Origin of the sequence: Actinoplanes nipponensis (genome assembly GCF_016862275.1) — a bacterium.
In the GTDB taxonomy this organism is placed as follows: domain Bacteria; phylum Actinomycetota; class Actinomycetes; order Mycobacteriales; family Micromonosporaceae; genus Actinoplanes; species Actinoplanes nipponensis.
The window spans coordinates 76,703-102,381 of the sequence record NZ_BOMQ01000028.1; the positions used below are offsets into that span (position 1 = coordinate 76,703).

22 protein-coding genes are annotated in these 25,679 nt (G+C 73.2%); 6 read left to right on the forward strand and 16 right to left on the reverse strand.

Annotated features, from left to right (window positions below; translation table 11 throughout):
• The first annotated feature begins 309 nt into the window (after positions 1-309).
• Complete coding sequence (locus Ani05nite_RS12530; protein ID WP_239129773.1) at positions 310-2,700, forward strand: glycoside hydrolase family 3 N-terminal domain-containing protein; 2,391 nt, start codon at positions 310-312, stop codon at positions 2,698-2,700.
• A gap of 65 nt (positions 2,701-2,765) precedes the next feature.
• On the opposite strand, the gene Ani05nite_RS12535 is transcribed toward Ani05nite_RS12530, so the two are convergent.
• From Ani05nite_RS12535 to sigJ, 3 genes are read right to left on the reverse strand one after another with little or no spacing between them, the layout of a single operon-like run.
• Positions 2,766-2,999 (reverse strand): hypothetical protein, encoded by a 234-nt coding sequence (locus Ani05nite_RS12535; RefSeq protein WP_203768080.1) that lies wholly within the window; start codon positions 2,997-2,999, stop codon positions 2,766-2,768.
• Entirely contained in the window at positions 2,996-3,250 is a 255-nt protein-coding gene (locus Ani05nite_RS12540) for a GNAT family protein (RefSeq protein ID WP_203768187.1), read from the reverse strand. The genes Ani05nite_RS12535 and Ani05nite_RS12540 overlap by 4 nt, the downstream gene beginning before the upstream one ends.
• Positions 3,247-4,152, reverse strand: coding sequence for an RNA polymerase sigma factor SigJ (sigJ, locus tag Ani05nite_RS12545; RefSeq protein WP_203768081.1), 906 nt, complete (start codon positions 4,150-4,152; stop codon positions 3,247-3,249). The genes Ani05nite_RS12540 and sigJ overlap by 4 nt, the downstream gene beginning before the upstream one ends.
• An 83-nt stretch (positions 4,153-4,235) precedes the next feature.
• On the opposite strand from sigJ, the gene Ani05nite_RS41835 reads away from it, so the two are divergent.
• Positions 4,236-5,000 (forward strand): SDR family oxidoreductase, encoded by a 765-nt coding sequence (locus tag Ani05nite_RS41835; RefSeq protein WP_275410537.1) that lies wholly within the window; start codon positions 4,236-4,238, stop codon positions 4,998-5,000.
• A gap of 58 nt (positions 5,001-5,058) precedes the next feature.
• On the opposite strand, the gene Ani05nite_RS12555 is transcribed toward Ani05nite_RS41835, so the two are convergent.
• Positions 5,059-5,739 (reverse strand): DUF2064 domain-containing protein, encoded by a 681-nt coding sequence (locus tag Ani05nite_RS12555; RefSeq protein WP_203768082.1) that lies wholly within the window; start codon positions 5,737-5,739, stop codon positions 5,059-5,061.
• Between the two features lie 259 nt (positions 5,740-5,998).
• Here Ani05nite_RS12555 and Ani05nite_RS12560 point away from each other — a divergent pair, with 259 nt between their 5' ends.
• The gene (locus Ani05nite_RS12560) at positions 5,999-7,093 is read left to right on the forward strand and encodes a lytic polysaccharide monooxygenase auxiliary activity family 9 protein (RefSeq protein WP_203768083.1); all 1,095 of its coding nucleotides are present in this window, start codon (positions 5,999-6,001) and stop codon (positions 7,091-7,093) included.
• Between the two features lie 292 nt (positions 7,094-7,385).
• Here Ani05nite_RS12560 and Ani05nite_RS12565 read toward each other — a convergent pair whose 3' ends face one another.
• From Ani05nite_RS12565 to Ani05nite_RS12575, 3 genes are all read right to left on the reverse strand, one after another.
• On the reverse strand, positions 7,386-8,396 hold the full coding sequence (locus Ani05nite_RS12565) for a pectinesterase family protein (RefSeq protein ID WP_203768084.1): 1,011 nt from the start codon (positions 8,394-8,396) through the stop codon (positions 7,386-7,388).
• A gap of 75 nt (positions 8,397-8,471) precedes the next feature.
• The gene (locus Ani05nite_RS12570; protein WP_203768177.1) at positions 8,472-9,392 is read right to left on the reverse strand and encodes a pectate lyase family protein; all 921 of its coding nucleotides are present in this window, start codon (positions 9,390-9,392) and stop codon (positions 8,472-8,474) included.
• A gap of 319 nt (positions 9,393-9,711) precedes the next feature.
• Entirely contained in the window at positions 9,712-10,704 is a 993-nt protein-coding gene (locus Ani05nite_RS12575) for an arabinan endo-1,5-alpha-L-arabinosidase (RefSeq protein WP_203768085.1), read from the reverse strand.
• Positions 10,705-10,896: 192 nt separating this feature from the next.
• On the opposite strand from Ani05nite_RS12575, the gene Ani05nite_RS12580 reads away from it, so the two are divergent.
• Positions 10,897-12,405, forward strand: a complete 1,509-nt coding sequence (locus Ani05nite_RS12580) for a family 43 glycosylhydrolase (protein ID WP_203768086.1) — start codon at positions 10,897-10,899, stop codon at positions 12,403-12,405.
• Here Ani05nite_RS12580 and Ani05nite_RS12585 read toward each other — a convergent pair.
• On the reverse strand, positions 12,395-13,282 hold the full coding sequence (locus Ani05nite_RS12585) for a LysR family transcriptional regulator (RefSeq protein WP_203768087.1): 888 nt from the start codon (positions 13,280-13,282) through the stop codon (positions 12,395-12,397). The genes Ani05nite_RS12580 and Ani05nite_RS12585 overlap by 11 nt on opposite strands.
• 70 nt (positions 13,283-13,352) lie before the next feature.
• On the opposite strand from Ani05nite_RS12585, the gene Ani05nite_RS12590 reads away from it, so the two are divergent.
• Both Ani05nite_RS12590 and Ani05nite_RS12595 read left to right on the forward strand, forming a co-directional pair.
• Complete coding sequence (locus Ani05nite_RS12590; RefSeq protein WP_203768088.1) at positions 13,353-14,264, forward strand: DMT family transporter; 912 nt, start codon at positions 13,353-13,355, stop codon at positions 14,262-14,264.
• A gap of 14 nt (positions 14,265-14,278) precedes the next feature.
• Complete coding sequence (locus Ani05nite_RS12595; protein WP_203768089.1) at positions 14,279-15,043, forward strand: class I SAM-dependent methyltransferase; 765 nt, start codon at positions 14,279-14,281, stop codon at positions 15,041-15,043.
• Positions 15,044-15,129: 86 nt separating this feature from the next.
• On the opposite strand, the gene Ani05nite_RS12600 is transcribed toward Ani05nite_RS12595, so the two are convergent.
• The 8 genes from Ani05nite_RS12600 to Ani05nite_RS12635 all read right to left on the reverse strand — a co-directional run bounded on the left by Ani05nite_RS12600 (position 15,130) and on the right by Ani05nite_RS12635 (position 25,610).
• The gene (locus Ani05nite_RS12600; protein WP_203768090.1) at positions 15,130-15,339 is read right to left on the reverse strand and encodes a hypothetical protein; all 210 of its coding nucleotides are present in this window, start codon (positions 15,337-15,339) and stop codon (positions 15,130-15,132) included.
• 128 nt (positions 15,340-15,467) lie between these two features.
• Positions 15,468-16,259, reverse strand: a complete 792-nt coding sequence (locus tag Ani05nite_RS12605; protein WP_203768092.1) for a S1 family peptidase — start codon at positions 16,257-16,259, stop codon at positions 15,468-15,470.
• 118 nt (positions 16,260-16,377) lie between these two features.
• Positions 16,378-18,135 carry a VWA domain-containing protein gene (locus Ani05nite_RS12610; RefSeq protein WP_203768094.1) on the reverse strand — a complete coding sequence of 586 codons (1,758 nt, stop codon included), beginning with the start codon at positions 18,133-18,135 and terminating at the stop codon, positions 16,378-16,380.
• A gap of 232 nt (positions 18,136-18,367) precedes the next feature.
• Positions 18,368-20,464 carry an alpha-galactosidase gene (locus tag Ani05nite_RS12615; protein WP_307836699.1) on the reverse strand — a complete coding sequence of 699 codons (2,097 nt, stop codon included), beginning with the start codon at positions 20,462-20,464 and terminating at the stop codon, positions 18,368-18,370.
• A 4-nt stretch (positions 20,465-20,468) separates the two neighbouring features.
• Entirely contained in the window at positions 20,469-21,800 is a 1,332-nt protein-coding gene (locus Ani05nite_RS12620; RefSeq protein ID WP_203768096.1) for an ABC transporter substrate-binding protein, read from the reverse strand.
• Positions 21,801-21,835: 35 nt separating this feature from the next.
• On the reverse strand, positions 21,836-22,696 hold the full coding sequence (locus tag Ani05nite_RS12625; protein ID WP_307836700.1) for a carbohydrate ABC transporter permease: 861 nt from the start codon (positions 22,694-22,696) through the stop codon (positions 21,836-21,838).
• A complete protein-coding gene (locus Ani05nite_RS12630; RefSeq protein WP_203768098.1) occupies positions 22,693-23,622 on the reverse strand; it encodes a carbohydrate ABC transporter permease in 930 nt (309 codons plus the stop codon). The genes Ani05nite_RS12625 and Ani05nite_RS12630 overlap by 4 nt, the downstream gene beginning before the upstream one ends.
• The gene (locus tag Ani05nite_RS12635; RefSeq protein ID WP_203768100.1) at positions 23,619-25,610 is read right to left on the reverse strand and encodes a beta-galactosidase; all 1,992 of its coding nucleotides are present in this window, start codon (positions 25,608-25,610) and stop codon (positions 23,619-23,621) included. Before Ani05nite_RS12635 ends, Ani05nite_RS12630 begins: the two co-directional genes overlap by 4 nt.
• Positions 25,611-25,679 lie beyond the last annotated feature (69 nt).

Genomic DNA, 25,679 nt, shown 5'->3' on the forward strand with positions numbered 1-25,679 from the left:
CTCTTCAGCCGCCAGGTGCACGGCCGGTCGAAGGTGCTGAGGGGGTGGGCCACCGATATGGGTTCCGGGTCTGGAACTTTCGATCGACAACCGCAAGTTACCGAGAGATTTCGTTAACGTAGGATTTCGCGATTGGCGTGTCAAGGCCCTTGAACTACTCGTGCTTTACCCGCGAGAGTGGACCCACTGCAGCGCTGTGAGGCCGGTCTGTCCCCCTTCCAAGGTCACGGTAAGGTCGCGGTCAGGTCTCGTCGACGGTCCGAAAGTTTCGGAACGTCCGCACCCGTCCGGCTCGTAAGGAGAACCATCGTGACGACACCTGACTGGCTCGACCCGACCCGCGGCGTCGCTGACCGGGTCAGCTCGCTGCTGGCGCACATGACCCTCGAGGAGAAGGTCGCACAGTTGGGCAGCCGGTGGGTCAGCAACGACATGGACCACGACGAGCAGCCGGACCCCGGCGCCGAGAGCGCCCCCAACGTCGCGCCCATGCAGGACGTCTTCGCCGCCTCCGGCAGCGTCTCGCTGGCCGAGGCGAGCCGGCACGGGCTCGGCCACCTCACCCGGGTCTACGGCGGCGCCCCGCTGACCGTGGCCGAGGGCGCGGCCGAGGTCGTCCGCCAGCAGCGCACCGTGCTGCAGGACAGCCGCCTGGGCATCCCGGCGCTGGTGCACGAGGAGTGCCTGACCGGCTTCACCACCTACGGCGCGACGGTCTACCCCGCCGCGATCGCCTGGGGCGCCACCTTCGACCCGGACCTGATCGAGCGGATGGCCGCGGCGATCGGCCGCGACATGGCCGCCGTCGGGGTGCACCAGGGGCTGTCCCCGGTGCTGGACGTGGTGCGCGACTACCGCTGGGGCCGGGTCGAGGAGACCATGGGCGAGGACCCCTACCTGGTCTCCATGCTCGGCGCCGCGTACGTGCGGGGCCTGCAGAGCGGCGGGGTCATCGCCACCCTCAAGCACTTCGCCGGCTACTCGGCCGCCCGCGCCGCCCGCAACCACGGCCCGGTGCCGATGGGCCGGCGCGAGCTCATGGACGTCATCCTGCCCCCCTTCGAGACGGCGATCCGGGTGGCCCGGGCCGGCTCGGTGATGAACTCCTACTCCGACGTGGACGGCGTGCCCGCCGCCGCGGACTCCTGGCTGCTCACCGACCTGCTGCGGGACGAGTGGGGCTTCACCGGCACGGTGGTGAGCGACTACTGGGCCGTGCCGTTCCTGGCCACCATGCACCGGGTGGCCGCCGACACCGGCGAGGCGGGCGCGCTCGCCCTGGCCGCCGGCATCGACGTCGAGCTGCCCGACACGCTGGGCTTCGGCGCCGCCCTCGTCGAGCGGGTCCGCGCCGGCGAGGTCCCCGAGGAACTGGTCGACCGCGCGGCCCGGCGCCTGCTCACCCAGAAGGCCGAGCTCGGCCTGCTCGACCCGGACTGGACCCCGGAGGGCTCGGTGGCCGGCGCGGCCGGCACCGACCTCGACTCCGCCGGCAACCGGGAGCTGGCCCGCGAGCTGGCCGAACGCTCCATCGTGCTGCTGGACGCGGGCACCGCGCTGCCGCTGCTCGACGGCGTCCGGGCGGCGCCGAACCGGATCGCCGTGGTCGGCCCCTGCGCCGACGACCCCCGCACCTTCATGGGCTGCTACGCGTTCCCGAACCACGTGCTGCCCCGCCACCCCGGGCTCGGCCTGGGCATCGACGTGCCGACGGTGGTCGACGCGCTGCGCGCGGAACTGCCCGGCACCGAGGTGCTCCACGAGCGCGGCAGCCAGGTGCAGGGCACCGACCGTTCCGGTTTCGCCGCCGCCGTCGCCGCCGCCCGCGAGTCCGACCTGTGCGTGGCCGTCGTCGGCGACCTCGCCGGGCTGTTCGGCCACGGCTCGTCCGGCGAGGGCTGCGACGCCGAGGACCTGCGGCTGCCGGGCGTGCAGGCCGACCTGCTGGCCGAGCTGCTCGACACCGGCACGCCGGTGGTCGTGGTGGTGGTCTCCGGCCGCCCGTACGCGCTGGGCGAGGTGCACGGCCGCGCCGCCGGGCTGGTCCAGGCGTTCATGCCCGGCCAGGAGGCGGGCGCGGCCATCGCCGGGGTGCTCAGCGGCCGGATCCAGCCCGGCGGCAAGCTGCCCGTGCAGATCCCCCGGCACCCGGGCAGCCAGCCGGGCACCTACCTGCAGCCGCCGCTGGGCGCGGACCGCACGGACATCAGCAACCTCGACCCGACGCCGCTGTTCCCGTTCGGCCACGGCTCGTCGTACACCACGTTCGAGCTGGACGACCTGCGGATCAGCGACGCCGAGGTGCCCACCGACGGCGAGTTCACCGTCTCGGTGCGGGTCTGCAACACCGGCGAGCGCACCGGCGAGGAGGTCGTCCAGCTCTACCTGCACGACCCGCTGGCGCAGGTGACCCGGCCGGTCAAGCAGCTCACCGGCTTCGCCCGGGTGTCGCTGCCGCCGCACACCGACGCCGTGGTGAGCTTCCAGGTGCACGCCGACCGGACCGCGTTCACCGGCCGCGACCTGCGGCGCATCGTCGAGCCCGGGGAGATCGAGATCATGGTCGGCACGTCGGCCGGCGACCTGCCGTGCCGCGGCACGGTCCGGCTGACCGGTCCGCTGCGCGTCGTGGGTTCCGGGCGCCGGCTGGTCACGCCGGTGGACGTGCTGGTGGCCAAGGAGGCGGTCCCCGCGACGTGAGCGGGCGGGTCAGGCGGCGGGCAGCCGCGGCCGCCGGCACGCACGCTCCCCTGACCAGCGGCCGCCTACGGGTGCGCGGCGCCCAGGATGCCGGCCACCAGCGCGGCCGTGGCGCCCAGCATCAGGATGAGGACCCCGATCCGGAAGACGACGCGCCGCCACCCCTCGCGGGGCCGCCGGAGACCCTCCGCGATCTTGGCGGCTTGTTCGATCTCGCCCACGGGCGTCAGGGCGCTGTGCGCGGTCTGGGGCAGCCCGGTCCAGGGCTGCGACGGCGGTACGCGGTCACCGGGGCTCATGACCCGAGTATGCGTCCGCCCGCCAAATCCCTCAGAAGGCGGCCGCGTAGACCCGCGTAGGCGAGGCAGGCGGCCGCCGCCCCGGTGGCGTAACCCTGACCGGGGCCCAGGACCCGGGGGTTGTAGCGCATCACGACGGGATCGCCGAGCAGCGCGGCCATGTCGTCGAGGTCGTCGAGGGTCATCCGGCGGAACTCCAGCCGCGCGGTCGGTCCCGGGTGCCGCCCGGATGCTCCGTTCGCCCGCGTCATGCCTGCGGCTGTAGATCCGGCGGCTCGATTGCGCTCAGGTCGAGCGCGGCCAGCCGGTCCGGGTCGGCGAGCACGTCGAGGGTCACGACCCGGCCACCGGCCACGGTGAAGGCCAGCACCGACAGCGCGCGCCCCTGGGACACGACCACCGCGCCCGCGGCGCCGTTGATCAGCGCCGGGCACACGAACCGCCCCAGGCGCCGGGACAGGAAAGCCTGCCCGGCCACGGTCCGCCCGCCGCGCAGCACCAGGTTGAGCGCCGGCCGTCCGGGACCCGCGTCGGACCGCAGCACGACGTCCGGGTCGAGCACCGCGACCAGCGCCGCGAAGTCGCCGGCCCGGGAGGCGGCGAAGAACGCGTCCACCACCGCGCGCTGCCGGGCCAGGTCGGGGTCCGGGGCGGGCGCCCCGGCGCGCAGCCGGCGGCGGGCGCGGCTGGCCAGCTGGCGGGTGGCCGCCGGGGACCGGTCGACGATCGTGGCGATGTCCTCGAACGGCACCGCGAACATGTCGTGCAGCACGTACGCCAGCCGCTCGGCCGGCGTCAGCGTCTCGAGCACCACCAGCAGCGCCAGCCCGACCGCGTCGGCCAGCAGCGCCTGGTGCTCGGGGTCGACGCCGTCGGCCCGGCTGATGATCGGGTCGGGCACGTGCCCGGCGAGCGGCTCCTCGCGCCGCTGGGCGCGGGTGCGCAGCCGGTTGAGACAGATGCGGGCGACGACGGTGGTCAGCCACGCGCCGGGATCGGCCACCTCGTCCACGCCGGCCCGGTCCAGCCGCAGCCACGCGTCCTGCACGGCGTCGTCCGCCTCGCTCACCGACCCGAGCATGCGGTAGGCCACCGCGCGCAGCCGGCCCCGCTGGGCCTCGAAGAGCTCGGCCAGTCCCGCCCTGTCCGCCACCGTGTCACATTCCTTCCGCGCCGGGTGTCATCCCATAGACCCGCGACAGCGAGCTGATGTGACCGGCGCTCGGGGAGAAAACCATGTCCGCACCCATCCTGCTCACCGGCGGCACCGGCACGCTCGGCCGGCGCGGGAGTGGACGCTGCTGCACAAGGCCGGCCACCAGGTGCGCGTGCTCAGCCGGCGCCCGCCCGAGCCGGCCGAGGGCGCCACGTTCGTCACCGGCAACCTGGACACCGGCGCGGGAGTGGACGCCGCCGTCGCCAGCGTCACCACGATCCTGCACTGCGCGGGCAGCGCCAAGGGCGACGGGAACAGGCCCGGACGCTGGCGCGCCGCACCTGGTCCTCGTCTCGGTCGTCGGCGCCGACCGGGTGGCCGTGGTCAGCGCGCCGGACCGGGCGATGTTCGGCTACTTCGCGGCCGAACGGGCGGCCGAGGAGGTAATCGCCGGGTCCGGGCTGCCGTGGACCACGCTGCGCGCGACCCGGTTCCACGACCTGATGCCGGCCGTGGCGCGCCGGCTGGCGGGGCTGCCGGTGATCCCGGTCGCGGCCGGGGTCCGCTTCCAGCCGGTGGACACCGGCGAGGTGGCCGCCCGGCTGGTCGAGCTGGCCCTGGCCGGGCCGGCCGGGCCGGCGCCCGACCTGGGCGGGCCGCGGGCCCACCCGATGGCCGAGCTGGTGCGCGGCTACCTGCGGGCGACCGGCCGGCGCCGCCCGATCGTCGCGGTCCCGGCCGTGGGCGGAGCGTACCGGGCGATCCGGTCCGGCAACCACCTGGCCCCGGACCGCGCGGTCGGGCTGCGGACGTGGGAGCAGTTCCTGGCCGGCACCGTGGCGTGACCGGGGCCCGGCCTCCGCCATCGGCTCGGTGGCCGTCGCCGCCGACCGGCGGGCCGGTTCAGGGGCGTACGCCGCTGAGGTGGGCCACCGTCACGGCGAACTCCCCCGCGGCCGGGCAGTGCCCGGCCACCGCCGGCACGTCGGCCCCGGTGCCCAGTTCGCGCAGGGTGGGCAGCATGGCCACGCGCAGGCCGAGGCGCAGCGCGGCGACCGTGAGAGCCGCGGCGCTGCCCAACGCGCCCGGCATGGCACGCAGCGCGGCGCCGTGCGACGGCTCGCGTACCCCGAACGCCCACCAGCCCGCGCCGGTGGTGGGCCCGAGCACGGCGTCGAACTCGCGCAGCAGCGCGGCGGCGTCGCTCAGCAGCCCGGGGCTGAGCTGCGGCACCTGCGGGGAGATCAGCAGCGTGCCGCCCGGCGCGCCGCCGGGGCCCGCGAAGGCGGTCGCGAGCGGGCCGACCCCGATCGGCCATCCGGGCATCGCCCGGACCGCCCGCAGCGTGTCGGCCGCCGCCGCGGCCGCGATCATGGTGGCCTGCCGGCCGGTCCAGGGCCGGTCCAGCCGGGACGCCGGCCCGGCGAGGTCGGTGACGACCTGGACCTCGCACGGCCACGTCGCCGGGGTACGGCGCGGGCGGCAGGGATGCACCCGGCCCCCGACGGGTCGCCGCCCGACCACCGAGGTGTCCCGGGTCCGCCGCGACGGCCGGCCGGCGTACGGCGCGCCAGATCGAGTCATCACTCATCCACTCCCCCGGACCGGACGCCGGCGGCTGCCGCGTCCCTCTGCACAGTGGCGAACCGGGCGCGGAAGGTTGCCCGGAACCGCCAACTTTCTTCAGCGAGCCGATGCATTGACAGGTACCGATCGGTCGGCGAGGCTGAGCGCGCACCCCACCGGGCCGGTGGCGGGCGGAGGCCGTGGGCAGCCTCCGCCGTTCCCCTGAAGGACCATGCCCCTCTCCCCGGGGCCCTTTCTCACGGAGTGCTGAGCCCTCATGTCCTCTTCGCTACGAATCCGCCTTCTGATCAGCGGTCTCGTCGGGATCGTCGTGGCCACGCTGGCCGCGGTCGTGCTGCCCGCCGGGCCCGCGGCCGCGCACGGCAACGTCACCGGGCCGGCGTCGCGCAACTACGGCTGCTACGAACGCTGGGGCAGCAAGTTCCAGGACCCGGCGATGGCGACCGCCGACCCGATGTGCTGGCAGGCGTGGCAGGCCGACCCGAACGCCATGTGGAACTGGAACGGCCTCTTCCGCGAGGGCGTGGCCGGCAACCACCAGGCCGCGATCCCGGACGGCCAGCTGTGCAGCGCCGGGCACACCCAGAGCGGGCGCTACAACGCCCTGGACGCCGTCGGCAACTGGACGGCCACGTCGGTCGGCAACAGCTTCAACGTCCGGCTCTTCGACGGGGCCAGCCACGGCGCCGACTACATCCGGGTGTACGTCACCAAGCCCGGCTTCAACCCGGTCACCCAGGCCCTGAAGTGGTCCGACCTGGATCTGGTGAGCCAGATCGGCAACACCCCGGCCGCGCAGTGGAACCAGGTCAGCGGCGGCGTGCAGATCGACGTGCCGGTGGCGCTGTCCGGGCGTACCGGGCGGGCCATGGTCTACACCATCTGGCAGGCCAGCCACCTGGACCAGTCCTACTACTTCTGCAGCGACGTGACGTTCGGCGGCGCCGGCACCCCGCCGACCAGCACCCCGCCGGTCAGCACCCCGCCGGTCAGCACCCCGCCCGTCACCACGTCGCCCACGGCGTCGCCGACCACCCCGGCCCCGCCGGCGAGCGGCGCGTGCTCGGCCACCTACGCCGTGGCCTCCTCGTGGCAGGGCGGCTACCAGGGCGAGGTCAAGGTGACCGCCGGCCCGGCGGCCATCAAGGGCTGGACCGTCTCGCTGGCCTACGCCGGCAGCCAGACGATCCAGCAGGGCTGGAACGCCACGGTGTCGGCGAGCGGCGCCACGGTGACGGCGACCAATACCGGATACAACGGCGCACTGGCCGCCGGCGGCAGCACGACGTTCGGATTCATCGCCTCCGGGGCGAGCGCCGTCCCGACGGTGACTTGTCGCGCCACTGTCTGAGCAATTCCTTAAGGTCCTTCCACCGGACCCGCGAGACAGTTACAGTTATGGTTGGGAGCGCTCCCAACCACCATCCTCCCGCCCCCTGGAGGTGATCCGGCAAGACCATTCACCGGCCCGGCTCCCGCACCACGATTCATCCGTCCGAACAGGTATCGGAACGGGGGATGAGGCGCCCTCCTCATCCCCCGTTCTCCCGTTGTCGGGCGCGGCCCGGCCGCGGCGGCACGACGAAGGCCCGCGCCGGCGTTCCCCTCCGCCGCGGGCCTTCGCGTCTGTCCGGCCGCAGCCGTCAGCCGGTGACCACCGGGTTCCACCCGTCGCCGCCGGCCAGGTACTTCTGGGCCGTGTAGTTGGCCGCCGCCGCGTCGCTGAGCTGCGGACGGTTGCTGTTGACCGTCGCGCCCGGGCCGGAGTTGCGGTACTCCGCCAGCCGGGCGTCCTTCCAGGAGAAGCCGCTCATGTCGGTCCACGGCTGGGCGGTACGGATGTGCGCCCCGAGCACCGAGTTGCGGATCAGCACCTGCGGATCCGCCGAGGTGTCGCCGCCCGGGTGCCACGGCCGGCCCAGATAGACCGTGCCGGCGGCCGCGTCGCTGGTCAGCCGGGAATTGACGATCAATATCCCGTAGGCCCGCGCGCCCGGCGTCGCCGAGGCCGTCACATACCCGTTGTTGGACTGATTACGGGTCGACGAGAAGATCTCCGAGTTGTCGAACACCGAGGTGCCGCTGCCATAAATGAAATCGACGTCGCCCTCGACATAGGCCTTGTAGAAATAGGCGCGGACCGCGCCGTGGACCAGCAGCGTGTCCTGATCGCCGACCAGCCGCACGTTGCGGAACCTCGCCCGGTCGGCCTTCACGTAGAGGGCCAGCGCCTGCGAGGCGCCGTTGGCGCTCTCGTTGTAGTCGTTGCGCACGGTGAGGTGGCGCATCTCGATGTCCTTGGCGCCCAGCAGCACCGTGGCGCTGCCCTCGGTCCCGTCGGTGTTCTGCGGGCGGCTCGCGGTGATCACCACGTCGGTGGCGACGCCGGTGGCCCCGGTGAAGACGATGTTGGGCTTGGTCGACGGCACGACGACCCGGCCGGCGTACGTGCCCTTCTTGATGGTGATCGTGGCGGTGCTCGCGTTGCCGGCCGGGACCAGGTCCACGGCCGCCTGCACGGTGCGCACGGTGCCGGTGCCGTCCGCCGCCACGGTGATCGCCAGGGCGGCCTCCGCGCCGGTGACCCCGGCCAGCGTGCCGGCCACGGTGGCCAGCCCGGCCAGGCCGGTCGCGAGCAACTTGCGGTGTTTCATGGTGAGCTCCTGTCGTTGGGCGCAGACCGGCGCCCGGCCTCCCGCGGGTACGGGAGGCCGGGCGGCCGGCGGGGGTCAGAGCGAGATGCGCCCGGCACCCGCGTTGCCGGTCACGATGGACTTGACGTTGCTGGCGGCGTCGGCCGTGTAGGCGTACGGGATGGACTTGACGCTGCCGCCGGTCTGGCCGGCACCGGAGTTGACGAGCAGGTTGCCCCGGGCGACCAGCGTGCCCGGGCCGGAGTCGCCCTCACCGAGGTGGAACGGGTCCTGCACGCCCTCGAACGAGTTGTTCTCGACCAGCACGCCGGCGCCCTCGGTGGACGCCACGCCGTAGCCGCTGTTGTTGCGGTAGTAGTTGTTGTAGACGTGCACCGGGTTGCCGAAGCGGACCCGCGGGTGCCGCTGCGTCGACGCGTCGAACCAGTTGTGGTGGTAGGTCACCCGCAGGTGGCCGGTGTCCTGCGCGGCGTTGTCGTCGCTGTGGCCGAGCAGCATCGACTTGTCGTGGTTGAAGACCCGGTTCCAGGACACCGTGATGAAGTCGGAGCCGCGCTTGATGTCCACGGCGCCGTCGTGGCCGTTGCTGAACGTGTTGTGGTCGACCCAGATGTTCGTGGCCGAGGTCTGCACGTTGATCGCGTCGTCGTTCCAGTCGCGGAACGTGAGGTTGCGGATGATCACGTTGCGGTCGCCGTTGACGTTCAGCCCGCAGCCGACGATCGTGGCGCCCGCGTTGCCGATGATGGTCTTGTTGGACCGCACCCGCAGCATGCCGGAGCAGGAAATGGTGCCGGAGACCCGGATGACCGCGGCCGAGCTGGAGCCGACCGCCGTGGTCAGCGCCGAGGCGCTGGTCACCGTCGTGGTGGCGGCGCCGCCGCCGCCGGTGGTGCCGCCGTTCTGGGTCGCCCAGCCGACCAGGTCGGTCACCGCGGCCAGGGTGCTGGGCGGCGCCGCCGCCCCGGTCTCCGCGGCGGAGGCCGCGCCCGTCATGGTGATGCCCGCGGTGACGAGAGCGATCGCGGCCGCGCCGGCGGTGGAGCCCAGCACGACGTGGCGCACGTTTCTGCGCATGGTCTTCTCCTTGACGTTGCGGTGATGCCGCGGGTGGATCGCGGCCGGTGAGGAACGGGGGGGCGCCGTCCGGATCGGCACCAGCGGCCGCCGGCCGGTCGCCGGGGCCCACGCGGTGGCTCTGCTGCTGGCTCCCTCGCCCGCTTTGCCCGAAGCAAGCGCTTACCTTTCCCAGGACAACACAGACGGTTGTCGATGTGAAGGCCAAGGCGTTTGCAGGATGTTTGCAGGTTGCGGCTCAGTGCACGAACGGCCAGCCGGCCGAGTCGTAGCCGATCAGGTTGATGCCCAGATAGGACGCGCCACTGGCGGCGTAGTAGTGGTACACCAGCACGTCGCTGTCGGTGTCGGTGAAGACCGCCTGGTGCCCGGGCCCGTGGATGCCGCCGTGCGAGGCCAGCACCTGGGTGCCGCCGCCGGCCGTCATCGCGGTGCCGTTGCGGTCCACGAAGGGCCCGGTGACGCTGGTGGACCGGCCGACCATGATCCGGTACGTGCTGGACGCGCCCCGGCAGCACAGGTCGAACGACACCCACAGGTAGTAGTACGAGCCGTGCCGGACCAGCGTCGGCGCCTCGATGGCCCCGCCGCCGCGGCCGGCCAGCGACCGGATCGTGCTGTCCGACCGCTTGCCGGTCGAGGCGTTGAGCGCGACCTGCTTGATGCCCGACCAGAACGACCCGAAGGTCAGCCACCACCGGCCCTGCGCGTCCACCGTGAGGTTCGGGTCGATGGCGTTGTAGTCGTTGGCGGCGCTCGACTCGATCACCAGGCCCTGGTTGGTCCACGAGCCGGACGCGCCGGTGGTGCTGGTGGCCAGGAAGATGGCCGAGCGGTTGGAGCCGAACGTGGACGCCGAGTAGTACAGGTAGTACCGGCCGTTGTGGTACGAGATGTCGGGCGCCCACAGGTTGCGGCTGCCGCCGGTGTACGCGGTCGTCCAGCTCGCGCCGTTCGGGAAGACCGCGCCGGCGTTGCGGAACGCCGTACGGTCCGGCGAGGTCTTGAGCTGGATGTTGTCGCCGGTGTGGGCGACGAGGTAGCCGCCGGCGGGCGTCTTGACGATCGACGGGTCATGCACCCCGGTGTCGCCGGTGACCACGCCCGGGTTCGGATAGTCGGCCGCCTCGGCGTGCGTGGCCGCGACGGCGGTGAGCGCCAGCAACGCGCCGGTGACGACGCCGGCCAGCAGGCCGCGCCGCGCGGCACGGCGCGGGTGGAGTTTCGCCATGGGACCCTCCCGGTCCGATAGACAACGACATCGGTCGATGTCGTGCCGCAGTGTGAGCGGTAACAGATGCGTCGTCAAGGTTTCCCGATTGTTTCGGGCAGATGGGGTGAAGGTATTGACCGACTCTGTTGTGAACGTTCACAATCGCCAGGCCGGACCGACCGGCGGCGGACGAAGACCAGGAGTGGCCCGATGGAGCTGCGCTTACGCCGGGGGTCCCGGCCCCTTTTCCTGCTGGCGGCGGCGGTGCTGCTGATCGTGGTCGCGATCGTCGCGCCGCTCTCGCAGAGCCGGGCGGCGGCCGCCACCACGTTCACCAACCCGGTGGCGGCGGCGCCCTACGGCGCCGACCCGTGGCTCGGCTACTACAACGGCAACTACTACCTCGCGGCCACCACCTGGAACTCGCAGCTGGTGATCAAGAAGGCGGCCTCGGTGGCGGCGCTGGCCGGCGCGGCCGAGACGGTGGTCCACACCGGAACGGGCTCGGCGAACTGCTGCAACATGTGGGCGCCGTCGCTGCACCTGCTCGACGGGCCGAACGGCAAACGGTGGTACTACTACTATTCGGCCGGCCCGGCGGCCTGCTGCGACGGGCAACGGTCGTACGTGCTGGAGAGCTCCGGCACCGACCCGATGGGCCCGTACCACTACGCCGCGCAGCTCGCCGTGCAGGCCGGCAACGGCTGGGCCATCGACGGCAGCGTGGCCACCATCAACGGCGCGAACTACTACCTCTACTCGTCCTGGGTCGGCAACCTGCAGAGCCTGTTCATCGCCCCGATGAGCAACCCGTGGACGGTCAGCGCGTACGGCACCAAGCTGTCCTCGCCGTCGTACTCCTGGGAGATGTCCGGCGGCAACACCCAGGAGGCGCCGTACGTGCTCCAGCACGGCGGGAAGACGTTCCTCACGTACTCGGCCAGCTCGTGCAACACCCCGGACTACAAGCTCGGCATGCTGACCCTGACCGGCGGCAACCCGCTGAGCGCGTCCTCGTGGACCAAGAAGAGCACGCCGATCTTCCAGCGCGCCGACGGCAACGGCGTGTACGGCCCCGGCGGCCAGGGCTTCTTCTCCTCGCCGGACGGCACCGAGACCTGGGTGGTCTACCACGCCAACGAGACCGCCGGGCAGGGCTGCGGCGGCACCCGGACCACCCGGATCCAGAAGATCGGCTGGAACGCCGACGGCTCGCCGAACCTGGGCGCCCCGGCCGCGCTGGGCAGCACGCAGACCGCGCCCTCGGGCGACCCCGGCGGCAGCGTCACGTTCCCCGTGGCCGGCACGAAGTACCGACTGATCAACCAGAACAGCGGCGCGGCGCTGGACGCGGTCAACTGCGGCACGGCCAACGGCACGGCGATCGACCAGTGGGCCCCGCTCGGCAACGCCTGCCAGCAATGGACCTTCGCCCGGGCCGGCAGCGGCTACTGGACCATCACCAACGTGAACAGCGGCACGGTGCTCGACTCGGTCAACTGCGGCACGGCGGACGGCACAGCGGTCAACCTCTGGGCCGCGCTCGGCAACGCCTGCCAGCAGTGGAGCATCACGCCGGTCAACGGGCGCCACCTCATCGCCAACCGCGGCAACGGCAAGGTGCTGGACGTGGCGAACTGCGCCACCGCCAACGGCGCCGCGGTGCGGCAGTGGGCCGCCCTCGGCAACACCTGCCAGGAGTGGCGCATCACCCCGTAGCGCAGCGCCGCAGCTCCTCCAGGACGCACTGCGCCGGCGGAGTCCCCTCGATCGACGTCTGCACCACGGCGAAGATCGACCGGGTCACCGCCGGCGCGGTGACCGGCACCGCGAGCAGGCCCTCCGGCAGGTTGGCGGCGCCCAGCCGCGGCAGCACGGTGATCCCGATACCGGCCGCGACGAACGCCAGCGCGGTCGGGTAGTCGTGCGCCTCGACCCGGAACGGCGGGCTGAAACCGGCCGACCGGCAGGCGTCGAGCAGGTTCTGCCGGCACCAGCCCCGGGCGAAGTCGTTGTCGATCCAGCGTTCGCCGGCGAGGCGGGCCAGCTCGACCGCGTCCGCGCCGGCCAGCGGGTGCCCGGGCGGCACGACCACCACGTACGGGTCGTCCCGCAGGTGATGGGCGCGGGTGTCCCGGCCGCCGGTGAAGTCCGGCGGCGCCACCAGCAGCTGGATGTCGACGCGCTTGGCCGGCCCGGCGGTGAAGTCGTCGCGCAGCTCGAGATCCAGCCGGATGCCGGGGAATCCGCGCAGCAGCGCCCGGGCCACGGCGGGCAGCCAGGCCGCGCCGACCGACGGGAAGTACGCCATCGACAGCGAGCCGGTGCGCCCGTTGCGCAGGTCGGCGACGAATACCTCGACGTCGCCGAGGCGGCTCAGCGCCCCGTCGATCTGTTCGGCGAGCGCCAGCCCGACCGCGGTGGGCTCGATCCCCCGCCCGCTGCGCGCGAGCAGGACCAGGCCGGTCTCCCGTTGCAGCGCGGTGACGTGCTGACTGACCGCCGAGGGGGTGTAGCCCAGGTTGGCCGCGGCGGCGTTGACCGAGCCGCTGGCCACCACGGCCCGGAAGATGCGCAGTCGGTGCGGGTCCAGCATGCAGGAGAGCTTAACGGTTCGGTAGAAACCGTTGCTTGTGCTTAATCCCCGGGGCCCCGAGATTGGGGTGATGCGCACCCCGAGCCTGCCCCTGGTCGCCACCGCCGTCACGATGATCCTGTGGGCGTCGGCGTTCATCGTGATCCGCTCGGTCGGCGGCCACTACAGCCCGGGCCCGCTGGCCCTGGGCCGGCTGGCCGCCGGATCGGCGGCCCTGAGCCTGGTCGCCGCCCTGCGTCCGCGGCGCCTGCCCCGCGGCCGCCCGCTGCTGCTGGTCATCGGGTACGGCGTGCTCTGGTTCGGCCTGTACGCGGTGGTGCTCAACGCGGCCGAGCACCACCTCGACGCCGGCACCACGGCCCTGGTGGTCAACGTCGGCCCGATCCTGATCGCCGTCACGGCCGGCGTGTACCTCCGGGAGGGCTTCCCCCGCGGCCTGGTCGCCGGGCTGGCCATCGCCTTCTCGGGCGTCGTCACGATCGCGATCGCCACCTCCACCGGCCGGCACGACGCGCTCGGTGTCGTGCTCGCCCTGGGCGCCGCCGTCCTGTACGCCGCCGGCGTCCTGCTGCAGAAGCAGGCCCTGCGCGACGTGGACCCGTTCACCGCCACCTGGCTCGGCTGCCTGGCCGGGACGCTCGCCTGCCTGCCGTTCGCCCCGGGCCTGCTCGGCGAGCTGCGCGCCGCGCCCGGCCCGGCCACGCTGGGCGTGCTCTACCTGGGCCTGTTCCCCACCGCGATCGCGTTCGCCACCTGGGCCTACGCCCTCAAGCGGATGAGCGCGGGCGGGCTGAGCTCGTCGTCCTACCTGGTGCCGGGCATCGCCGTGCTGCTCTCCGGGCTGGTGCTGGGCGAGGTGCCGGCCCCGCTCGCGCTCGCCGGCGGGGCCCTGTGCCTGCTCGGCGTCGCCGTGACCCGGCTGCCGGAGTCGGCACTGTTGCACATCATGGGCAACAAGCCTGGACCCCGGGCCCGCTTGTAAGTACCGTGACGGACATGACTCATTACCTGGCCGGGGTGGCGGACGCATGGCAGGAAAGCTGGGACCGGCAGCAGGAGGCCTACCTCCCGGACCGCGAGCACCGGATCGCGGCGCTGCTCGACGCCGTCGCGGCGGTGACCCCGGACGGCCGGCCCCGGCTCCTCGACCTGGCCGGCGGCACCGGCGCCATCGCGCTGCGCGCCCTCGCCCGGTTCCCGTCCGCGCAGGTCACGGTCGTGGACCAGGACCCCGTGCTGCTGGCCCTGGCCGGCGCCGCGCTCGACGGCCGGGCCCGGATCGTCGGCGCGGACCTGAGCCGGCCGTCCTGGACGGACGCGCTCCCGCACCGCGACTACGACGCCGTGCTGACCGCGACGGCGCTGCACTGGCTCGAGCCGGAACGCCTCGGCGGGCTCTACGGCGAGATCCGCGGGGTGCTGCGCGCCGGCGGGCTGTTCGTCAACGCCGACCACATGCCCGACCAGGGGCTGCCGGAGCTGACGAAGAAGCTGCTCACCACGGCGGACGTCCGCCGCGAGGCCCGCTACGCGACGGGGGCGGCCCTGTCGTGGGGCGACTGGTGGACGCGCGTGGCCGCCGACCCGCTGCTGGCCCCCCTGTACGCCGAACGCGAGAAGATCTACCCGACCGGGCACGGCAGCGCCGAGTGGACCCCGCCGGCCGACTGGCACCTGGCGGCGCTGCGGGCGGCCGGGTTCACCGAGGCGGGGCTGCTGTGGCGGGACGGCGCGGACGCCGCCGTGGCCGCCCTGGCCTGAGCGGAGGCCGCGAGCGGCGCCCGCCCGGGGTCGATGCGGGTGGCCGGCACCGTCCTCCGCGATGCGGGCGACGGCGCTGCCGCGGATCAGCCGCTGCGGCGGTTGCCGTACTGGCGGGGGCTCTGCACGGAGCCCCGGCCGACCGGCTGCTGGCCCTTGCTGAAGACCTCGCCGCCCCGGGCGGTCTTCTTGCCCTTCGCCCGGCGCTCGGCCCGGTTGGCGAACACCTCGGGCTCCTGCTCGGCCGACTCGCCGGCGGCGGTCTCGGCGGTGTTGTCGGCACTCGACTCGGACATCGTGACTCCCTGGACTGGCGGCTGCCGCGTGGGTCGTCACCGACCCGGCGACGCGGCGGCCGACCGCCAAACGGTAGCGCAGAGCCCGACGGCGCCCGCCACCGATCCACCACGGCGCGCGGGACGAATCAGGCGGCGCCACCCGAGCGGATGCTCTCGCGGATCCAGCCGGCGATGGTGTCGGTGCGCGCGCTGTTCTCCACCGACGTGTGCGGGCAGCTCGGGCCGTTGCTGACCACCGAGACCAGCACCGGGCGGGCGTGGGCGCGCTCCAGGAAGAACGGGGCGCCGGAGTCGTACGGGCACGGGGTGGTGTCGCTCTGCGGCGCGTACCCCCGCAGGCCCGTCACCGAGTCGCTCAGCGAGACCACCGTCATCTGCCCGGTCCGCAGCCGGGTCACCGGCGCCGGGTTCACGCTGGTCGTCGAGCCGTAGCCGGTGACCCGCACGACCGCGCCGAGCTCGGGCGGGCGGTGCCCCACGCGCAGCGGCCGCACGTCGCGCACGGGCTCGGCCAGCCGGGCCAGCGAGACGTCGGCCGTCGGGGACTGGATCACCGCGACGACCTCGAGCTCGTGGCCGCCGGCGCCGGTCAGGTCGGTGCGACCCACGGTCGCCGTGGTCAGGTCGGCCACCGGGCGGCTCACCCGGACGTTGTCGGCGTCCCGGAAGCAGTGCCCGGCGGTGATCACCCATTGCGGCGCGATGAGCGCGCCGGAGCAGGCGCTGTTGCGGCGCCCGCCGTCCGCGGTGGGGATGCCGGTCATGGTCAGCTTCACGGCGAAGCGGTACCGGCCGTCCGGCACCGGCTCGCCGTTGGCGATCGCGGTCGCGGCGCCGGCGGTGCTCAGCAGCAGGCTCAGCGCGGCCACCGGCGCGAGCAGGGCACCGACGATGATCGATCTGGTCGTCCGTCGCATCGGGCCAACCTAGCGGCCGCCGCGGGCCCCGAGAAACCCCGGCGGCGTACGGATAGCCGACACTCGCCCGTGCGCACCCGACATCCGGCCCGTCCGGACCCGGCCGGGCCCGGCCGGGTCAGCGCGTCGTGCTCGTGCGCAGGGAGAGCGCCTCCAGGAAGACCGCGCCGATCTGGGCCGGGTCCTCGGCGATGAAGACGCCGCCGCCGGTCTGCCGGGTGATCTGCTCCAGCGGGGAGCGGTCCACCGCGTCGCCCACCCCGACGACGATCACCTGGACCGGCCGGTCCACGCTCTTCGCCGCGTCGAGCTCGGCGAGCAGCTCGTCCAGCTTGATGTCGCCGGCCTTCTGCCCCGCGTCGGCGCCGTCGGTCAGCAGCAGCACCGAGTTGACCCGGCCCGCCTGCCAGCCCTCCTGCACCTCGCGGTAGCCGTCCAGGATCGTGCGGTAGAGACCCGCGTCCCCGCCGGCCGGCTGGATGCCGCCGAGCGCCCGCGCGACGTCGGCCCGCTTGTCGGTCAGCGGCCCGATGGGCACCAGCTCCCGGTGGTTGCCGGTGCCGACGCCGGCCGCGAACAGCCAGAGCCCCACCTGCCAGTCGTCGCTGAACAGGCCCAGGCCGCTGCGGGCGGCCGCCAGCGTCACCTGCATCCGGGTGGCGTTGCGGGCGGTCGGCACGGGTGTGCGCATGCTCTGCGAGGCGTCCACGATGGCCAGGATCCGGGCCGGCGCCACCACCGCCGACCAGCCGGCCAGGGCCCGGTCGATGGCCGCGCCGTCGGTCGTGGCGGCCGCCGCCTCACCGCTGCCGGCGCCCGGGGAGGGGCCCACGCGCGACGGCGCGCCGGCCGGCGCCTTGAGACCGGCCGGGGCGCTGCCGTCGGGGGGCCGGACGCCGGCCGCGGCGAGCCGGCCGCGGAAGCCGGCGGAGCCGCTGAGCACGTCGTAGAGCTGGTGGGCCGCCTCGGCCTGGGGCCGGCCGAGCTCGGGCATGACCGCGAACGGGTAGTCCAGTGGGGTCGCCGCGGGGTCGAGATACAGCGCGGCCAGGCCGACCGGCGGCGTGGCGGCGTTGTACCGCACGACGTCGCTCTCGGACATGGCGGCCAGGCCGAGCCCGGCGGCCAGCGAGCCGGCGTCGGAACCCTGCGGCAGCTGGGCCATCAGGTCGTCGCGCAGCACGGAGGTGTCGGTGGCCAGGGCCCGCAGCAGGCCGTTGGAGGTGCCCGGGCGGCGCTGGTCCAGCGTCGTGGCCGAACCGCTCAGCACCAGCAGGCCGGACAGCGCGGCGGCGTCGCGGGTCGGGTCGACCGTGCCGGCCCGGAAGTTGGTGCTGGTGGTGATCTGGGCGACCAGGTCGGCGTAGCCGAGCTTCTGCTTCGGCCAGCCCAGCCGCTTGGCCACGGGCTCCGGCATCGCCATGACGACCGGGCTCATCGCCACGGAACCCTCGTCGGTGAAGGCCAGCTGCGGGGCGGCGGCGCGCAGCCGCTGCAACCAGGTACGCGCGTCGGGAACCCAGACGTCCGGCGGCGTCACGCCCGCCCGCGGCGCGCCGGCGCCGGCGAGGGAGACCTTCTGCCCGGCGCTGAGCACGGCCGCGACGTCGGCGGGATCGGCCGCGCGGACATCGACGGCCACACAGGTCCCGTCCACGGCCGCCTTGCCGGCGACCCATTCCGCGGCGGACTGCTGCACGGCGGTGGCGATCTCGGGCGCGACGGCCACGGACAGCCGCACCTGACCGCTGCACCCACCCCCGCCGAACTGCCCGGCGACGATGCGCGCGCCGGCCACCACGGCCACCACGGCCAGCGTGGCGAGCACGGCGGTGCCGGCGCGGAGTCGCGAACGTCGTCGATGGCGGCCTGTCACGTAGCCATCATCGACAAGAACACCTTCTGCCGCTAGGCCCTGGAAGGCACGGATATGGCCGGGACAATCCGTTTAAGGGGTCAAGGCGCTCCGGAAAACGCGGGTGGCGGGGTATTGGCGGCTTTTGCCCGGACGGTGGGGCGGGAAGGCGGCGGGTGGGCACGATCCGTACGATCACGGTCGGGCCGCACCATCGGAGCCGGGTTCGCCGGCCGCCGGGGCGGACGCGCGGTCAGACCGCCTCGACGGTGAAGACGGCTGCCTGCTCCGGCGTCAGCAGCGGCACCGCCAGCCCCACCTCCCCCAGCACCCGCCCCGGCAGCGTGACCTGACCCGCCGCCAGCCAGGCCGGCGGAGCGTCCTGCACCACGCGCGCCGCCGGCCCGAGGGCCAGCGGCCGTACCGTGTACCGCCGCTCCGGGTCCAGGCCCGGCAACCGCATCGGCGGCGGCAGAGCGGCGTCCGCGGCCCGGAGCGCGACCAGCGCGTAGAGCGCGGAGCGGCCGTCCGGGGCCACCACCCCGTGCACGAAGTGGGCGTCGTCGTCGCCGCCCGAGCGCACCACGGTTCCGGTGTGCAGCAGCGGGCGCAGCCGTTTGTACTCCGCCACCCACCGGGCGACGGCCGCCCGTTCCGCGTCGGTCGCCGTGGTCAGGTCCCATTCGATGCCCGCGCTGCCGAACAGCGCGGTGGCGAGGCGGAAGCTCAGCGCCGACGTGCGCCCGGTGATGTGCGCGGTCGCCGCGCCCAGGTGGCCGCCCAGGTACTCGGGCGGGATCAGCACGCCGGTCCAGCGCTGGATCCGCTGGCGTTCCAGCGGGTCGTTGGTGTCGGAGGTCCACACCCGGTCGACCAGGTCGAGGATGCCCAGGTCGATGCGGGCGCCGCCGGAGGCACAGCTCTCGATCTCCACCTCCGGGAAGGCCGCGCGCAGCTCGGCCAGCAGCCGGTACAGGGCCGCGGTCTGGCGGTGGGTCGCGCCGTGCTGCAGCAGGTCGCGGTTGTGGTCCCATTTCAGGAAGGCGATCGGGTACGCGGTGAGCAGCTCCCGCAGCCGCCCGGCCACGTACGCGTACGCCTCGGGGTGGCCCAGGTCGAGCACGCGCTGATGCCGCCAGGTCGGCCCGGCCGGCCCGCCGAGCACCCAGTCGGGGTGGTCCCGGGCCAGCGCCGAGTCGGGGCTGACCATCTCCGGCTCGACCCACAGCCCGAAGTCCATGCCGCGCCGGCGGACCCGGTCGATCAGCGGGTGCAGCCCGGCCGGGTGGCGGTCCGGGTCGACGTGCCAGTCGCCGAGCGCGCGGCGGTCGTCGGTGCGGCCGGTGAACCACCCGTCGTCGAGCACGAAGCGTTCCACGCCCGCCTCGGCGGCGGTGTCGACCAGCCGGGCCAGGGTGTCCGGGTCGTGGTCGAAGTAGACCGCCTCCCAGGTGTTGAGCACGACCGGGCGCGGGAGCCGCGGTGCGCGCCGCGCACGGATCCACGGGTGCAGCCGGTCCGACAGCCCGTCGATGCCCTGCGCCGAGTGGACCGCGACCGTCCACGGCGTGGTGTACCGCTCCCCCGGCCGCAGCGTGAGTTCGCCCGGTGCGAGCAGCTCGCCGGCGCCGAGCAGGCCGGGGCCCAGCGGCGACCGTTCGGCCCACAGCCGTTTGTCGCCGCTCCAGGCCAGGTGCACGGCCCAGACCTGGCCGGTGCGGAAGTCGAAGCCGGGGGTGCCGGCCATCATCAGGTACGGGTCGTCGTGGCCCGGACGCCCGTGCCGGGTCTCCCGGCTCCACACCCCGTGCCGCCACGGCGCGCGCTGGGGCCGCCGCTCGTACGCCCACAGCCCGCTGAAGTCCAGCAGCTCGGCCGCGGGCGCGGGCACCGGCAGCACCACGTCGAGCGCGGTGAGGTGGCAGGCGCCCGTACCGGTGTGCCGCAGGTGGTGGCGCGCCCGCAGCACGCCGTGGGCGCTGAGCTCGATCTCGGTGCCGATCCGCAGCCGGCCGTCGGCGGCCCCGAGGTCCAGCCGGACCGCGAGCGGCCCGTCGCGGCGCACCCCCAGCAGGCGCAGGCCGGCGACCGGGGCGCCGTCGGCCGGCCACCAGCCGGCGATCCCGGGCCGGCCGCTCCAGCCCTGGTCCAGGGTGGGCAGCAGGGACAGCCGCAGCGGCTCGTCGAGCGAGCTGGGCGGCACCGCGGGCGCCGCCGCGCCGGCCAGCGCGGCCAGGTCGCCGTCCGTGAGGTCGCCGAGGTCCGGTCCCCAGTGCACGACGGCAGCCGGCCGCGGGCCGCGGGCGTCCAGCACGAAGCTGGTGCCCGCGGCCCGCAGGTGGATGATCAACAGGTCACTCCTTGACCGGGATGGCCTGCGACTTGAGCGTCTGGATGGTGGACGCCTGGGCGGCGGTGAGGGCGTCCACCAGGGTGCCCTTGCCGGAGACGGCGGCCTTGAAGCCGTCGGAGGCGTTGGCGTAGGTGGAGGTCATCGTCGGTCCCCAGGTGAAGTCGGGGGCGACCTCGGTGGAGGCCTGGGCGAAGACGTCGTAGATGGGCTGGTCGCCGTAGAACTTGACGCCCTTCTTCAGCGCCGGCAGCGCGGCGCCGGCCTTGGTCGCCGGGTACAGGTTGGCCTTCTCGTTGAGCAGGGTCAGCGCCTCCTCGGAGGTGTTGAGCCACAGCGCGAACTGCGCCGCCTCGTACGGGTGCTTCGAGGTCTTGAAGACCGCGGTGGACGAGCCGCCCCAGTTGCCGGCCTTCTTCTCCCCGGCCGCCCACTGCGGCATCGGGGCGACCTTCCACTTGCCGGCCGTCTTCGGCGCGCCGGTGGCGATGGAGTTGGCCCCCCACACCGCGGAGACCCAGGTCCAGGACTTGTCGGTGTTGTAGGCGTTGTCCCACTCCGGCGTCCACGGCGGCACGGTCGAGACGAGCTTCTTGTCGATCAGGTTCTGCCAGTAGTCGGCGACCTTCTTGGTGTTCGGGTCGGTCATGCTGACCGTCCACTGGTTGCTGTCGTTGGCGAACCAGCGGCCACCGGCCTGCCAGGCGAGCCCGGCGAACTGGTTGATGTCGCTCTGCGAGAAGTTGGTGATGTAGCCGCCGGCCGCCTTGACCTTCTCGGCCGCCGCGGCGTACTCGTCCCAGGTGGTCGGCGGGGCGATGCCGGCCTTGGAGAACAGGTCGGCCCGGTAGAACATGGCCATCGGGCCGGCGTCCTGCGGCACGCCGAACACCTTGCCCTCCTCGCCGAAGGTCACCTGGTTCCAGGTCCAGTCCACGAACTGGTCCTTGGCCTTGGCGACGATGTCACAGCCGCCCAGGTCGGCCAGGCCGTCCTGGACGCGGAAGCTGGGCAGCGCGTCGTACTCGATGTGCCCGAGGTCGGGGGCGTTGCCGGCCTTGAGCTGGTTGAAGAAGTTCTGGTAGGTGCCGCTGTTGCCGTTCGGGCCGGTCTGCACCTTGACCTGGATGTTGGGGTTCTTGGCGTTCCAGACCTTGACGACCTCCTCGAGGTCGGGGATCCACGAGGTGTAGGTCAGCGTGACCGGGCCCGAGGACGGCTTGCACGATGAGGCCGCGGCGGTGCCGGAGCCCGAGTCGTCGCTGCCGGACGAGCACGCGGCCAGCAGCAAGGCGGAGGTCAGCAGCACGCTGGCCGACCGGAGGGATGCGCGCATAGCGTTTCCTTTGTGATGGACGGGACTGAATCGGATCATTTGACTGCTCCGGCGCCGATACCGCTGCGCCAGTAGCGTTGGAGGAAGAGGAAGGCGACCACCAGGGGCGTGATCGACAGCAGCGCGCCGACGATCACCAGGCCGCGCAGCTCGGGGATGCCGGTCACCTGGCTGTTCCACGAGTAGAGCCCCAGGGTCACCGGGAAGAGCCGCTCGTCGCTGAGCATCACCAGCGGCAACAGGAAGTTGTTCCAGACGGCGACGAACTGGAAGAGGAAGATCGTGACGAGCGCCGGGAACATCAGCCGCACCGACACGGTGAAGAAGCTGCGCACCTCGCCGGAGCCGTCGAGGCGGGCCGCCTCGAGCAGTTCCTCGGGCACGCTGGCGGTCGCGTAGATCCGGGCCAGGTACACCCCGAACGGGTTGACCACGCTGGGCAGGAACACCGACCAGAAGGTGTTCGTCCCCTCGACCTTGCTGAACAGCAGGAACAGCGGCAGGGCGAGCGCGCTGGCCGGCACGAGCACCCCGCCCAGGACGACGTTGAACAGCGTCTCGCGGCCCGGGAAGCGGTACTTGGCGATGGCGTAGCCGCACATGGCCGCGAGCAGGGTGCCCAGCAGCGCGGCGCCGCCGGTGTAGAGCAGGCTGTTGAACATCCAGCGCAGGAACACGCCGTCGCGGTACTCGAGCAGTTCCCGGACGTTCGCGCCCAGGTTGAAGTCGGCGAACCAGATCGGGTTGGTCCCGGTGATCTGCTCCCGGCTCTTCGACGAGCCGACGAACAGCCACCAGATCGGCACCAGGAAGTAGACGGTGCAGACGCCCATGATGATCATCGCTGCGGTGCGGGAGAGGATGCTCTCCCGGACCTTGATCGCCGGGGCGCTCACCGCTCGCCCCGGCCCTGGGTGAACTTCAGGAAGGTGAACGACAACGCGAACGTGGCCAGGGCCAGCACCACGGAGAACGCCGCGGCCAGGTTGAAGTTCGGGATGGACGAGGTGGAGTAGACGGTCAGGTTCGGCGTGTAGGTGCTCGACACGGCCGAGCTGAAGCTGCGGAACACCTGCGGCTCGGCGATCAGCTGCAAGGTGCCGATGATCGAGAAGACGGTGGTCAGCACGATCGCCGGCATCACCAGCGGGATCTTGACCGACCAGGCGATGCGGAACTGGCCCGCCCCGTCGATCCGGGCCGCCTCGTAGATCTCGGTGGGGATCGACAGCAGCGACGAGTAGATGATCAGCATGTTGTAGCCGACGTACACCCAGGTCACGACGTTGGCCATGGCCCAGAGCACCAGGTCGGCGCTGAGGAAGTCGACGTTGCGGGTGAGCGCGGTGAACGGCGACAGGTTCGGCGAGTACAGGTAGCCCCACATGATCGCGGCGACCACCCCCGGCACCGCGTACGGGACGAAGAAGGCGAGCCGGAAGAACGAGCGGCCCCTGACCAGTCCGGAGTCGAGCAGCAGGGCCAGCAGCAGGGCCAGGCCCAGCATCACCGGCACCTGGACGACGCCGAACAGCAGGACCCGGCCGACCGACGACCAGAACGGGCCGTCGGAGAAGACCCGCTCGTACTGGACGAGCCCCCCGAACACCTCGCGGGCCGGGCCGAACGTGCCGGTGCGCTCCAGCTTGTAGAGCGACTGCACGATCGCGTATCCGATGGGGACCAGGTAGAAGAGGACGAACAGCGCCCCGAAGGGCACCACGAAGAACAACACTGCCTTGGTGTGCCGGGACCGGCGCGGGCGCGGGCGCCCGGCCGTGGGCGGAGCAGCCCCGGCGGTCCTGGTTTCGGTCACGGTCATCCGACCGGTTCCTCTCTGACGACGCGGACGGCGCCGGCGCCGACCTTGAGCACCCCGGGGACGGATTCCCCCGTGAGCAGGTCGTGTCCGGTGACGGTGTGCTCGATGTCCTGCGGGCCGTGGTTGATGACGAAGACGTAGCTGCGGTCGCCGCCGGTGCGGCGGACCACCTCGACCGAGCCGTCGGTCTCGGGCCCGGCGGCTCGCACCCCGGCGCCCCGGGCCGCGTCGCGCAGCAGGTCACGCAGGTCATCGTCGGCCAGCGCGGTGGCCACGTACCAGGAAGTGCCGGCCCCGTAGCTGTTACGGGTGACGGCCGGCACCCCCGGCAGGGGCCCGTCGGCGTAGCCGGCGACGACCTCGGCGGTGGTGGCGCGCAGCCGCTCGGTCCACAGCGTCGCGGTCGCTCCCCCGGTCAGGGTGACCCGCTGGCCGGGCAGCAGCGGGAAGAACTCCTCGGCGACCACGCCGAGCATCTCCCGGAACGCGCCGGGGTAGCCGCCGAGGCGCACCCGGTCGGCGACGTCGACGATGCCGCTGTAGAAGGTCACGACCGCGTGCCCGCCGCCGGCCACGTACGCGTTGATCGCGGCCGCGTCCTCGTCCGAGACCAGGTGCAGGCACGGCACCAGCACCAGGCGGTACGCGCTCAGGTCGGCGCCGGGGGCCACGACGTCGGCGGTGAGGCCGAGCCGCCGGACCGCCCGGTACGCCGCGTGCACCTGGTCGAGGTACCGCACGTCCTGCGAGGGCCGGGCCTCGGTGTCGGTGGCCCACCACGACTCCCAGCTGAACAGGATCGCGACGTCGGCGGCGACCGTCGTGCCGGCCACCTCGCCGAGCGCGTCCAGCGCCGAGGACAGCTCCAGCACCTCGCGCCAGGCGTGCGTGTCGGTGCCGGCGTGCGGCACCAGGGCCGAGTGGAACTTCTCCGCGCCCTGGGCGGAGGCCCGCCACTGGAAGAAGCAGACCGAGTCGGCGCCGCGGGCCACGTGGGTCAGCGAGTTGCGCAGCATCTGCCCCGGCGCCTTGGCCAGGTTGTACGGCTGCCAGTTGACCGCGCCGGTGGACTGCTCCATGAGCATCCAGGGCCGGCCGCCGGCCAGGCCGCGGGTGAGGTCGGCGGCGAAGGACAGCTCCGCGTCCGGGTCGTCCAGGCGGTGGTCGAGGTAGTGGTCGTTGGCCACGACGTCCATCTCCGGCGCCCAGCTCCAGTAGTCCAGGGCGCGGATGTGCGCGGTGACCATGAAGTTGGTGGTGACCGGCGCGCGGGTGTGCCGGCGCAGCACGGCCGCCTCGGCGCGGTAGTGCTCGAGCAGCGCGTCGGAGCTGAACCGCTGGAAGTCGAGCAGCTGGCCGGGGTTGCGCAGGGACAGCGCCAGCCGCGGCGGCTGGATCTCGGCGAAGTCGGTGTAGCGCTGGCTCCAGAACGAGGTTCCCCAGGCCCTGTTGAGCGCGTCGATGCTGCCGTAGCGGCGCAGCAGCCAGGCCCGGAACGCCGCCGCGCTGGCCTCGTCGTAGCACAGGGCGTTGTGGCAGCCCAGCTCGTTGGAGACGTGCCAGAGCGCGACCGCCGGGTGCTCGCCGTAGCGGATCGCGACCTGCTCGACCAGCGCGAGGGCGCGCTCGCGGAAGACCGGCGAGCTGGGACACCAGGCCTGCCGGCCGCCCGGGAAGCGGGTGGTGCCGTCGGCGGCCTCGGGCAGGATCTCCGGGTACGCGGTGGTCAGCCAGGGCGGCGGTGACGACGTGCCGGTGCCCAGGTTGATCCGGATGCCGTTGTCGTGCAGCAGGGCGACGATCCGGTCGAGGGTGGCGAAGTCGTACACGCCGGGCGAGGGCTCGATGCTGGACCAGCCGAAGATGTTGACGGCCACCAGGTCGACGCCCGCCTCGCGCATGAGGGCGACGTCCTCGGCCCACACCTCGGGCGACCACTGCTCGAAGTTGTAGTCGCAACCGAGGCTGATGCCCGGTAGATCTGCCATCGGATCCCCTTACCGTCCGCCGCGTGTGTGCACGTGCACACATTGCGCCGCGGAAACGGAACCGTGTCG